We start from the raw sequence: 12,088 nt of genomic DNA on the forward strand, positions 1-12,088 counted from the left end.
CCGTCACTTCTCCAGTTGCGGCTGGATCGCCGAGCAGACGTCCTGGAGCGTCTTCGCCACGTCGGCGTCCGGCTTCCAGAGCGGGTCGAGCGCGGCGCGTACGGCGTCGAAGAGCTCGGCCTGGTTGGTGTGGGTGGGCTTGACCTTCCCGTTCTCGATGCCGCCGATGACGACCTCTTCGAGCTGCGCGGGCTTGAGCTGCGGGTTGCTCGTGGCGAGGGTGTCCGCGTCCAGTTGGGAGGCGCGGGCCTGCGGGAAGTAGCGGCCGAGTGCGGCGGAGTTCTTCTCGTTCGTCATGAACGCCAGGAAGTCGACGGCCTCCTCCACGTTGTCGCCGTTGCCCAGGACTCCGAGACCGGCCTGCCCGATCACGTCGTACGAGCCGGCGGGGCCCTCCGGCAGCGGCACGAAGTCCCAGCCGAAGCTGTCGTCCAGCAGCGAGGCGCGGCTGATCTGGGTGACGGTCATCGCCGCCTCGCCGGCGAAGAAGTCCGCGGTGGTGCCCGGCGCGGGCATCGCCTCGTCGGCGAAGATCGCGTCGTGCAGGAAGGTCATCGCCTCGGTCATCTCCGGCTCGTCGAACGCGCAGGTTCTGCCGTCCTCGCTCCAGGGCTCGGCGCCCCAGCCGTCCCAGACGGTGGCGAGGTTGTCCCACATCTTGTAGTCGAAGTCGCGGATGACCATGCCGGCCTCGCCGGTCTCGGCCCGTACCGCGCCGCCGACCTTCGCCACCTCCTCCCAGGTCCACTTGGATTGCTCGATCAGCTCGGCCGGGGCGGGCTGGCCGGCCTCCTTCAGCATGTCGGTGTTGACGAAGACGCCGAACGGGGAGGTGGAGAAGGGGTAGGCGTAGAGCTTGCCCTCGTGCTGCCACAGCTTCTTCGCCGCCGGCAGCACGTCCTCGTCGTCCTCGATCTCGGCGAGCGCGCCGGAGGCGACGAAGTCGGGCGCAGAGTTCTCGAAGATCCAGGCCAGGTCCGGGGCCTTGCCGCCGGCTATCTGGGTGGTCAGCGCGGTGGTGTAGCTCTCGACCGGCAGGGTGTCGAACTTGATCTCCTTCACGTCCGGGTTCTTCTTGCGGTAGTCCGCGGCGATCGAGTTCAGCAGCTTCAGATGCTCCTCGTTGCCGGTCCAGATGGTCATGCGCAGCGTGACCGGGCCGCCGTCGGAGCCGGAGCCGCCGTCGGAGCCGCCGCACGCGGTGAGTGCGAGCAGGCCGGCGGCGGCGAGGGCGACGGGCCTTCCGCGGACGAGTGTTCCCCGGCCGGGCCGGGTGCGATGCCGTGTTGACGAAGACATGCGGGTGCCTCCTGTGATGTCGGGTCGGTCGGTGACCGCCGGTCAGTAACCGCTGATGTCGGGCCAGCGCAGTTCGACGCCGTGGGCGGTCAGCGTGCGCTGGAAGTCCTGGAGAAGGCGGGGGGTGTTGCGTACGGCGCGGGGGGTGAGGCCGTGCGTGAGGCAGTGGGCCGCGAGCAGCCCGGCGGCCTCGCCGATGTTCCACTCGACGGGGTGCAGGCGGTAGCAGCCGTTGGTGATGTGGGTGGTGCCGATGTTCTTGCCGGCGGGGACCAGGTTCTCCGTGCGCTGCGGAAGCAGCGCGCCGAGCGGGATCTCGAACGGGCTGGACGGCACGTCGATGTAGGTGTCGCGGCCGGTGGAGGGGTGCAGGTCGATGCGGTACATGCCGATGCCGACCGAGTCCGGGTAGCTCACCGCACCCTTGCCGCCGCGCACGTCGAGCGACAGGTCCTGCTCCACGACGGTGTACTCGGCCCGGATGCGCCGCGATTCGCGGATGTACGGGGCCATCGCCAGCCCGTCCGCGCCGCCGCCGGTGACGTCGCCGCGCAGCCGCAGGCCGGGGAAGCCGGTGCCGCCGTCGGGCCGCGGGGCCTCGGTCTGCATCCAGTACAGCAGCGACAGCGACAGCCCGCGGGCTTCCTCCAGCCGCGCCGCCGCGTCCGGCACGTCGATCACCGGGGCCTCGAAGTAGTCGACCATCGGCCAGTTGACGAGCGTGACGTCGCTGGCGTACGTCCCGGGCGCGAACTGGTCGCGGGCGGCGATCCGCCGGAACGTCCACAGGTTCGTGTCCCCGCCGCTGCGCCGCTGGTCGGCGACGACGGCGAGCGGGTCGTCGCCCGGGTTCGGGGTGAACTCGCGCTCCACCAGCTCCAGCGTCCGCGGGTGCGGGGCCCGCCAGGAGAGCAGCGGAGCGCCCCAGAACTCCGGCTCGTAGTCGCGCCAGAAGCCGTACGAGGCGGGCCGGTCGATGGTGTGGTCGCCGTCGACGTGGTCGACCGCGAAGCAGTACGACACCGCCTGCATGTTGAGCGGCTGTGCCTCGTCCGGGCCGCTTGGCTCGCCGGTCTCGGCGCCGGACTCGAAGCCGGTGACGTACTCGGTGCCGGTCAGCGGCAGCAGTTCGCCGGTCTCGGTGGCGTCCAGCACGTACGGCGCGGTGAGCACCAGCGGCTCGCCGCCGCCGGGGCGCTCCACCGTCACCGAGACGACCCGGTCGCCGTCCGTCTCCGCGGCCACCGGGCGGTAGGGCTGCAGCACGGTCAGCCGGCCCGCGCCGCGGTACGGGGCCAGCAGCTCGTCGATCACCGCGACGGCCACCCGCGGCTCGTGGCAGAGCCGGCTGACGTGCCCGGCACCCGGGTTGAGGTCCGGCTTGGCGCGGGCGGCGGCCGTGAGCGGGTAGTGGCGGCGGTAGTAGTCGCGGATGCCGTCGCGCAGCGCCCGGTACGAGGCGGTGGCGCCGAACTGCTCGATCCAGGTGTGCTCGTCGGGGGGCACGGCCTGGCTGGTGAGCTGGCCGCCCAGCCACTCGTACTCCTCGGTGAGGATCACCGAGCGGCCGGCGCGCAGCGCGCCGAGCGCTGCGGCGACGCCTCCGGTGCCGCCGCCGACGACGAGGACGTCCGCGTGCATGGGCTACTCCTTGGGGTGCTGAGTGGGAGGTGGGGGCAGGTGGGTCGCGGGCAGGTGGGTCGCGGGCAGGGGTGTCAGCGGGCGGGGGCGGCGAGCGTGACGCCCTCGACGAGGCGGCAGTCCAGCAGCCGGCGGGTGTGCTCCGCCCGGCCGTGCAGCATGCCGGTGAGCAGGTCGACGGCCTGCCGGCCCATCTCGGTGCGGCGCAGCCGGAAGCCGGTGAAGTCCACCGGCGGGTCCACCGGCGCGGTGGGGTCGCCGAGCGCCAGCATCGACAGATCCCGCGGTACGTCCAGGCCGCGGGCCGCAGCCGCCTCGTACAGCTTGACCGCGTCGTGCAGGAACTCCACGAACACCGCGGTCACCCCCGCGTCGAGCAACTGCTCCAACTGCTCCGCGGCCGGCTCCCCGCGCGCCCCCAGGTGCGGCGCGCCGGATCCTGCCACCTGCCGGAAGCCGGTGAGCCGGTCGTCGGACGACTCCGCGCCCGCGCCCGGCCCGGCGAACGCCAGCCGCCGGTGCCCCAGGGCCCGCACCCGCTCCACGAGCCGGGCGGTGGCGGAGACGTAGTCGGCGCCGATGTACGGCACGGGCCCGCCGTCCGCGTCGTCGCGGCGGCCCACGCAGACGAAGGGGTAGCGCTCGGCGACCAGCCGGCTCAGCTCCTCGTGCGGGATCTCGCGGCCGAGGAGCACGCAGCCGTCCGCGACCCGCAGCCGGTTGTTCTCGTGGAAGATGCGCCGCCGCCCGGCAGTCACCGGGGCGGAGGTGAAGAGCAGCAGGTCGCAGCCGCTGCGCTCGGCGCTCTCCTCGATGCCGCGCAGGAACGGGTGGTAGAAGTCGGCGCTGGTGCTGGGGAAGACGGGCTCGTAGGTGAAGACCCCGAGTATCTGGTTGAGCTGCTTGGTCAGCCGGCGGGCCATGGGGTCGGCGGCGTAGCCGGTCTCGCGGATCACGCGCAGCACCCGCTCGCGGGTCTCGGGGGCGATCCGGGCGGCGTCGGGGCGGTCGTTGAGCACGAGCGAGACCGTGGTCTGACTGACGCCGGCGAGCCGGGCGATGTCGCGCTGGGTGAGCCTGCCGGGGGCTTCTGGCATGGGAGTCGGGGCCTTCACAGTGGGTAGCTAATGCGTATTGCCTGACTGTTGTGCGAGGAACCTAGAGCTGCCCGCGGAGGGCCGTCAAGGGGTGTTGCAGCAGTGGTAATGCGAATTAGCAGATTACCGAGGGGATGGGCGCCCCGATTGCACCAAGTTCGTGGCATACGCGGGGGAATGCGTACCGCGCGGCCGTGGCGGCGGCCAACCGGACGCGGACCGGCCCGCCTTCGCCGTCGCTGCGGCCCGCCGGTCCCGGACCGAGGAAGGGCGGCCACGGGCCCTCGCGGCAGCGGCCGCGAGCGGCACCGGGCCCCGGCCGCGCCCTCACGCGCCGGGCACGGGCCCCCGGTGGGTCAGCGACACGGCCGCCCCGCGCGCCGCGGACCCCGGCGGCGCGATCTCCTCCGGCTCGCGCCAGCTCCCGTCCCGCAGCGTCCACGTGGCGTGCACCGCGCCGTCCGCGCCCGCGAAGACCGCGTCCAGCCGCTGCGCCGCCGCCCGCTGCCCGAGGCCGATCGCGGTCGCCGGCGCGCACATGCCCGGCGGGGCGGCGGTCACAGGACCGCGCCAGCCCTCCTCGCCGCCCGCCGACAGCGCCAGCACCGAGCCGTCGACGCCGGCGACCATCGCGGTCAGCCGCTCCGCGGACTTCCCGTACGCGAGCGAGACCGGTGAGCCGGGCGCGCAGTTGCCCGCGGGCGCGACGACCTCGGGACCGGTCCACGGGCCGCCGCCGTCGGCCAGCATGACCTGCACCGAGCCGTCCGCGCCGGTGAACAGCGCGGTCAGCCGGCCGGCGTCGGCCTGGGACGCGAGCGTCACCCCCGTGCCCGGCGCGCAGGTGCCGGGCGGGGCCAGGACGGCGGGCCCGTGCCACGGGTGGTCGACGTCCGCCCACAGCACCTGTACGGACCCGTCGGCACCCGCGAACACCGCCTCCAGCCGCTCGGCGGGACCGCTCCGGCCCAGCCCGACCGGGGTACCGGGCGCGCAGGTGCCGGGCGGGGTGAGGGGCGCGGGCCCGCGCCACGGCTCACCGCCCGCGGCCCACAGCGTCAGTACCGCGCCGTCGGCCCCGGTGCACAGGGCGTCCAACTGGTCCCGCGTCCGCTGGTGCCCGAGCGTGACGGCGGCGCCGGGCGGGCAGGTCCCCGGCGGGGCGACCGCCGCCGGGGCGTGCCAACCCCGGTTCCGTACGGACGACATGACTTGAATCGACCCGTCCCTGCCCGCGTACGCCGCGTCCAGCCGGCCGGCGGACGCGCGGTGGGCCAGCCTGACGGGGGCGCCGGGACGGCAACTCCCCGCGGGTGCGACGACAGTGGGCCCGCGCCAGGGTCCGCCGTCCGCCGCCGACAGTGAACACACCGTTCCGTCCGGTCCGGTGAAGAGCGCACCCGCCTGGGAAGGGGCGTCCGATTGCGGCATCGTGGCCTCCGGGTCAGAGGCCGCCGGCCCCGTTTCGAGCGCGACGACCTGGGGGGACCTCACCACGTGTTCGACGGCGATCACGCCGTGCGGCGGCGGGTCCCGGAATGCGGAACCGCCGTCGTGTCGGAAGTGCGTCACGTCATCCCCTTCAGATGGCACGGTGCTGTCCCCGTGCGGTGCCCCTCGTTGGTAACACCCTGCCCCCCGGCAGTCGATCGTCGTTTGAGGCTATGCCGCGCCCCGGCCGTGCGGCGGCTGTCAAGACCGCGGAGACGCCTGAAGGGGTGATCACGTGGGGGGAATTCCAGCCATGATGCGGCCGGATTCGGCCCCGGGCGCGGGGGAAGGAGGGGCCTATGACGCGATCGTGGTGGGGCTGGGGCACCGTCGAGGACGCCGTGCGGGGCACCGAACTCGCCGCACTGCTCGACCGGGTGCGGCTGCTGTCGAGCGCCGAGCCCGTCGACCACGCGCCCCCGCCCGTCGCCGCCCTCGGCCTGCCCCCGCCCCGGGTCGAGCCGCCCGCCGCGCTGGCCGGCCTCTGCTCCGCCGACCCCGGGGACCGCGCCGCGCACACCCACGGCAAGGCGTTCCGCGACGTCGTACGCAACCTCCACGGCGACCTGCGCCACCCGCCGGACCTCGTCGCCCGCCCGCGCCACGAGCGCGACGTCGCCGACCTGCTCGACTGGTGCACCGGCGCGGGCGTCGCCGCGATCCCCTACGGCGGCGGCAGTTCCGTGGTCGGCGGCATCGAGCCGCGCTTCACGGACGGGCGCCCGGCCGTCACCCTCGACCTGGGGCGGCTGGACGCCGTGCTGGAGGTGGACGCGACGAGCCGCGCCGCCCGCATCCAGGCGGGCGTGTACGGGCCGCGGCTCGCGGCCCAACTGCGCCCGCACGGGCTGGCGCTGCGGCACTTCCCGCAGTCCTTCGAGTTCTCCACCCTCGGCGGCTGGCTGGCCACCCGCGCCGGCGGCCACTACGCCACCCTCCACACCCACATCGACGATCTCGTGGAGTCCCTGCGGGTGGTCGCGCCGGTTGGCACCGGTGAGTCCCGCCGGCTGCCGGGCTCCGGCGCGGGCCCGTCGCCCGACCGGCTCTTCCTCGGCAGCGAGGGCGCGCTCGGGGTGATCACGGAGGCGTGGCTGCGGCTCCAGGCGCGGCCGCGGTGGCGCGCGCGGGCGTCGGTGCGCTTCGATGACTTCGCCGCGGCGGTGGCGGCGACCCGGGCGGTCGCGCAGACCGGCCTGCACCCGGCGAACTGCCGGCTGCTCGACCCGGCCGAGGCACTGGTCAACGCGGGGGTCGGCAGCGGCGGTGGCGTACTGGTGCTGGGCTTCGAGTCCGCGGACCACCCGGTGGCCGGCCGGCTCGCGCGGGCGCTGGAGCTGTGCCGCGACCACGGCGGCGTACCGGACGAGCCGGGGGAGTCGGGCGTACGGGACGAGTCCGGCGGTGCTGCGCAGCGGGGCGGGCGGCCCGGCGCCGGGGAGCCGGGCGAGCCGGGTACCGGCGGCGGCGCGGGCGCGGCCTGGCGGTCGGCGTTCCTGCGGATGCCGTACCAGCGCGACGCCCTCGCCCGGCACGGCATGATCGCCGAGACCTTCGAAACCGCCTGCACCTGGGACGCCTTCGGCGCGCTCCACCACGCCGTCACCGACGCGGCGCACCGCGCCGTGCGCGCGGTCACCGGCGGCGCGGGCGTGGTCACCTGCCGCTTCACGCACGTCTATCCGGACGGCCCGGCGCCGTACTTCGGCGTCATCGCGCCGGGCCGCTGGGGCAGCACCGTGGCGCAGTGGGACGACATCAAGGCCGCGGTCTCGGAGGCGATCGCGGCGCACGGCGGCACCATCACGCACCACCACGCCGTCGGCCGCGACCACCGGCCGTGGTACGACCGGCAGCGCCCGGACCCCTTCGCCGCGGCGCTCGCCGCCGCCAAGTCGGCGCTCGACCCGGCCGGCATCCTCAACCCCGGGGTGCTCGTCCCCGAGCGCTGACACCGCGTGGCCCCACCGCGGGGCGGCGGCCGCGGCGGAAGCGCTACTGCCCCGGCTGCCCGGTCGCGGGCTGCTGCGCCGGCTGCGGCGGTACGGGCGGGGGCCGGTGCTGCGGCTGCTGCGGGACTGCCTGCGCGGGCGGCTGCGGCTCCCGGGCCTCCTGGCCGGGCGCGGACTGCCGTGCCTGCGCGGCCTGTTGCGGCTGCCGGTCCTGCGGTTCCCGGTGCTGCGGCTCCCGGTCCTGGGGCTGCCGGTCCTGCGGCTGCCGGTCCTGGGGCCGGCCCAGGCGCCGTCCGGCCGGGTCCGCGATGGCGACCACCGACTGCTGCGCCTCCGCGAGCCGTGTGCGCGCCTCCTCGATGCGCTTGGCGTAGCGTTCCTGCTCCACCGCCGCCCGGATCTCGATCCGCTCCGCGGCCTGCCAGGCCCGGTCGCGCAGGTCCGCCGCCTCCAGCTCGGCCTCGCGCAGCAGCCCGGTCGCGTACTTCGCGTTGCCGTCGCGCCGCCGCAGATACTCCGAGCGCACCGCCTCGGCCTGCCGCTCCGCCGCCCCCAGGGCGTCCTCCAGTTCCTGCAGCCGCGAGCCCGTCTCGCCGGCCAGCTTGCCCTCGCGCTCGGCCTGCGCCGCCTGCTGCGCACCGATGTGCGCGGCGGCCTCCAGCGTCACCTGCTGCGCGCGCTGCCGGGCGTCCTCGCGGGTGGCGTCCGCCTGCCGCTGCGCGTCGGCGACGATCTGCCCCGCGGTCTCGTGCGCCTGCTTGATCCGCTGCCGCGCCCGCTGCTCGGCGTCGGCCCGTATGCGCTCGGCGTGCCGCTCCGACTCCTTGGCGCGCTCGGTCGCGGCGGCGCGGGCGGCCTCCTTCAGCTCCCGGCACTCCTCCGCGGCCCGGGCGAGCACCCGGTCCGCCTCGGCCTTGGCGTCCAGGAAGAGCTTGCGGGCGGTCTCACCCAGCGACTCGTACGTCTGCGGGCCCAGCGCGGCGGCCTGTTCGAGGAGCTGTGCCAGATGCCGCCCGCTCGCCTCCACCCGCGCTTCCAGGTCTCTGGCGTGGCGTACGGCGGCCTCCCGCTCGGCGAGCAGGTCGCCGACGACGCGGTCGACCTGCTGCGGCGAGTAGCCGCGGCTCCTCGTGGCCATCATGAAATCGCCGGGTTGCATCATCTCGCCCATCGTGCCCTGTCGTCTCGGCTACGCACTTCACCCCATGATGCTGCATCCGCGACCCGGAACCGGTGCCCGGGCCGGGTCGCAGGCGGGTAGCGTGGCGTCGTCGGCGCGCTCGCGCAAGTCCCGTGGCAGAGCCGCGCGGTGGCGCCCCGGGGAGCACCGCGCCGCCGCCGCGGGCGGGCGCCGCCCGCGGTGTCGGACGCGTCACATTTCGGCGGCGTACGGTCCCGGGTGCGGGAGAGAGCGCTCTCTCACCGCCGCCCCCCGGACGGTATAAAGGCTGCATGGCAACAGAACCCCGGCCGCCCGGCCGCCCCGCCACCCTGGAGGACGTGGCCCGGGAGGCGGGGGTGTCCCGGGCGACGGCCTCGCGGGTCATCAACGGCTCGTCCACCGTCGACGCCGCGCTGCGCCGCAAGGTGGAGGAGGCGATCACCGCCACCAGCTACGCGCCGAACCGGGCCGCCCGCTCCCTGGTCACCCGGCGCACCGACTCCGTCGCGCTGGTGGTCTCCGAGCGCGAACAGCGCCACGTCGCCACGCCGTTCATCGGCCGGATGTTCACCGACCCGCACTTCGGCCGCGTCCTCAGCGGGCTGCTCCAGGTGCTGCGCCCGGCCGGGATGCAGACGGTGCTGATGGTCGCCGACGACGACGCGTCGCGGCGGCAGGTGCTCGCGTACCTGCGCCAGGGACACGTCGACGGCGTCGTCCTCATCTCCTCGCACCCCGACGACCCGCTGCCCCGGATGCTCTCGGAGACGGCGCTGCCCACCGTGCTGGCCGGCCGCCCGAACCGGGCGGCGGTGCTGCCGTACGTGGAGGTGGACCAGCGCGCGGGCGCCAGGCTGGCCGCGGAGCGCCTGGTCGCCCAGGGGCGCCGGCTGATCTGCACGGTGGCGGGCCCGCAGGACATGCCGGCCGCGCAGGAGCGCCTGGAGGGGTTCCGCGACGCGCTCGCCGCGCTGGGCGTGGCCGGACTGCCGTGGGCGGAGGGCGACTTCACCCGGGCGGGCGGCGCCGCCGCGATGCGCCGGCTGCTGGGGGAACATCCCGGAGTGGACGGGGTGTTCGTCGCCTCCGACCTGATGGCGCTGGGCGTGGTGCCGGTGCTGCTGCGGGCCGGGCGCCGGGTGCCGGAGGACGTGGGCGTGGTCGGGTTCGACGACAGCGAGGCCGCGGAGGCGTCGGAGCCGGCCCTGACGACCGTGCGGCAGCCGGTGGAGGACATGGCGTGCGAGATGGCGCGGCTGCTGCTGCGGCAGATCAGGGAGCCCGCCGCCGCGCCGCCCTCGGTGGTCTTCCGCCCCACGCTCGTCGTACGGGAGTCCTCCTGAGGCCCGGTCCCCGCGGGACCCCCCCGCCCCCGGCGTCCGCATGACCGGGGGCGGGGCCTGCGCACCCGCCGGTGCGGCTCAGGGGTAGGAGACGACCTTGGAGGGGATCGTCGAGGTACCCGAGGTCGGTGCGCCGTGGTCGTTGATCACGTGGGCGTACTGCCCCTGACCGCCGAGCGAGACGACCATGATGTGGTGGAACGTGATCCCGGAGCCGGTCGGCGTGGCGAAGCCGTGCTCCTGCACGATGCTCGGGGCGACGTTGTAGTAGCAGTAACTGCCCATGCCCCAGCCCTCGTGCTGGCCGACGTCGTCGGCGACCTTGTACGCGGCGTAGCCGCGCAGGCTGCCGTTCTGGATGGCGGCCTGGTTCGGCGCGTCGTACGCCTTCTCGTTCTGGAAGAAGATCGTCCGGCCGCGCTCGCCGTTCCACTGCACGTCGTACTTGTTGAAGTGCTCGACGAAGAGCCCGGTGGCCAGCACGTCGTCGCCGTTGACCACGACGCCGTAGTCGCACCGGTTGGTCTCCCAGCCGACGCCGTCGCCGTGGTCGGCGCGCCACACCCAGGTGTGGTCGACGACCACGTGCCGGCTGTTGATCACCATGCTGGTGGTCGCCTTGCCGGGACCCGCCCCGCCGATGCGGATGAACACGTCCTGGAGCGTCGTCGGGTTGTTCGCGTGGTCCGCGGCCGAGCCGTCCGGGCCGACCTGGAGCAGCACGTCGGAGTTCTGCGGCCCGGCGTCCAGCAGGAAGCCGGCGAGGCGTACCCCGTCGACGTCGGCGACGGTCATGGCGCGCACCCCGCCGTCCGGGATGATCGTGGGGTAGCCGATGCCGAGCACCACGGTGTCCGCCCGGTCGATCGCGATCGGCGCGTCGACGTGATAGATGCCCGGGGTGAGCAGGAGGTGCTTGCCCTCCCGCAGGGCCGCGTTGATGCTCGCGGCGGTCGCGCCCTGCTTGACGATGTGGAAGTCGGACAGCGGCAGTGACTGTCCCTGCGGGCTGCCGCCGCCCCAGGTGGTGCCGCGGGCGTTGCGGCGCAGCGCGGGGAGGAAGACGCGGTACCCGTCGCCGTCGACGTAGAGGAACGGCTTCTCGCGGGAGATCGGCGTGGTGTCCAAAGTGGTGTACGGCGGGTCGGGGAAGGACTGCGCCGGGGCGCCCTCGACGCCGGAGAAGACCATGTTCCACACGGCGTTGAGCCAGCCGCCGATGCTGCTGCCGCGGGTGTACCACTGCTGCTGCGAGTACGGCTGCACCGTGCCGTCGATGCGGCTGTCGGCGATGTAGCCGCCGCTGGCCCAGCCGTAGCCGTCGGGCGCGAGGTTGAGGTTGCCGCGCACGTGCATGCGGCGGAACGGGGCGGCCTGGGAGACGGCGAAGCGGTTGGTGCCGTTGACGGGGCTGAGCGACAGGTTCTCCGCGGAGCGCCAGAAGTTCTGGGTGGCGTTGCCCTGGAACCAGCCGGCGTCCACGGTCACGTCCCCGTTGATGTGCGTGTCGTCGGGGGAGAGGCCCAGGCCGATGATCGAGGTGTAGAAGCCGAGCTGGGCGTTGAGGCCGTTGTACGTGCCGGGCTTGAAGAGCAGCGCGTAGCGGCCGGTGCCGAACTGCGCCGACTCCTGCTGCCGGAAGATCTGGTCCAGCCGCCCCTGGATGTCGGGCGAGGACGGGTCGAAGAAGATCACGTTGGGCCCGAGGTCCGGGTCGGCGAGCGGCCGGGCCGCGGACCGCCGCGGCGCCGCGGTCGCCTGGGAGACCGCCGCGCCCGTGGCCGGCACCGCGGCCGCCGCCGCGGCGGCGGCGAGCACGGTGCGGCGGGACGGGCCGGATCTGGCGGGCGGAGCGGGCGAGTCACCGGTGGGGGGTACGCGCATGGGTCACGTCTCCTGAGTCGTCGGCTCTTCGATCAGGCTTCAAGGAATGAACGCTCCAGCGGGAGAGAGCGCTCTCTCGTGCCCGATTCGGTTTACGCCCGCGGGGACGCGCCGTCAAGGGGATGCGCACACAACGGCCGTAGCCGCGTGGTGAGTTCAAGGAGTGTGCACAGGCGGGCCCGCCTTCCCCGATGCTAAGCAACCCGGGTTGACTATCTG

Annotated in this window: 8 protein-coding genes; 2 read left to right on the forward strand and 6 right to left on the reverse strand. The window is 74.5% G+C overall.

The genetic code is table 11. From position 1 onward, the window contains the following. Positions 1-3 precede the first annotated feature (3 nt). The 4 genes from FB457_RS18395 to FB457_RS18410 form a co-directional block, all read right to left on the reverse strand. Entirely contained in the window at positions 4-1,299 is a 1,296-nt protein-coding gene (locus FB457_RS18395; RefSeq protein ID WP_145782435.1) for an ABC transporter substrate-binding protein, read from the reverse strand. A 42-nt stretch (positions 1,300-1,341) separates the two neighbouring features. Continuing rightward, positions 1,342-2,940, reverse strand: a complete 1,599-nt coding sequence (locus FB457_RS18400) for an FAD-dependent oxidoreductase (RefSeq protein WP_047019141.1) — start codon at positions 2,938-2,940, stop codon at positions 1,342-1,344. Positions 2,941-3,014: 74 nt separating this feature from the next. Further along, a complete protein-coding gene (locus FB457_RS18405; RefSeq protein ID WP_047019142.1) occupies positions 3,015-4,037 on the reverse strand; it encodes a LacI family DNA-binding transcriptional regulator in 1,023 nt (340 codons plus the stop codon). A gap of 327 nt (positions 4,038-4,364) precedes the next feature. Further along, entirely contained in the window at positions 4,365-5,609 is a 1,245-nt protein-coding gene (locus FB457_RS18410; protein ID WP_486589063.1) for a beta propeller lectin, read from the reverse strand. Between the two features lie 218 nt (positions 5,610-5,827). Here FB457_RS18410 and FB457_RS18415 point away from each other — a divergent pair, with 218 nt between their 5' ends. Beyond that, entirely contained in the window at positions 5,828-7,480 is a 1,653-nt protein-coding gene (locus tag FB457_RS18415; RefSeq protein ID WP_145782436.1) for an FAD-binding oxidoreductase, read from the forward strand. A gap of 43 nt (positions 7,481-7,523) precedes the next feature. On the opposite strand, the gene FB457_RS18420 is transcribed toward FB457_RS18415, so the two are convergent. Continuing rightward, positions 7,524-8,642 (reverse strand): hypothetical protein, encoded by a 1,119-nt coding sequence (locus FB457_RS18420; RefSeq protein WP_486589064.1) that lies wholly within the window; start codon positions 8,640-8,642, stop codon positions 7,524-7,526. Positions 8,643-8,932: 290 nt separating this feature from the next. Between FB457_RS18420 and FB457_RS18425 the strand changes: the two genes are divergently transcribed. Then, complete coding sequence (locus tag FB457_RS18425; protein WP_145782438.1) at positions 8,933-9,985, forward strand: LacI family DNA-binding transcriptional regulator; 1,053 nt, start codon at positions 8,933-8,935, stop codon at positions 9,983-9,985. A gap of 78 nt (positions 9,986-10,063) precedes the next feature. Here the strand turns inward: FB457_RS18425 and FB457_RS18430 are convergent, their stop codons facing one another. Beyond that, a complete protein-coding gene (locus tag FB457_RS18430; RefSeq protein ID WP_145782439.1) occupies positions 10,064-11,869 on the reverse strand; it encodes a coagulation factor 5/8 type domain-containing protein in 1,806 nt (601 codons plus the stop codon). Positions 11,870-12,088 lie beyond the last annotated feature (219 nt).

This window comes from Streptomyces sp. CNZ287, assembly GCF_007827615.1.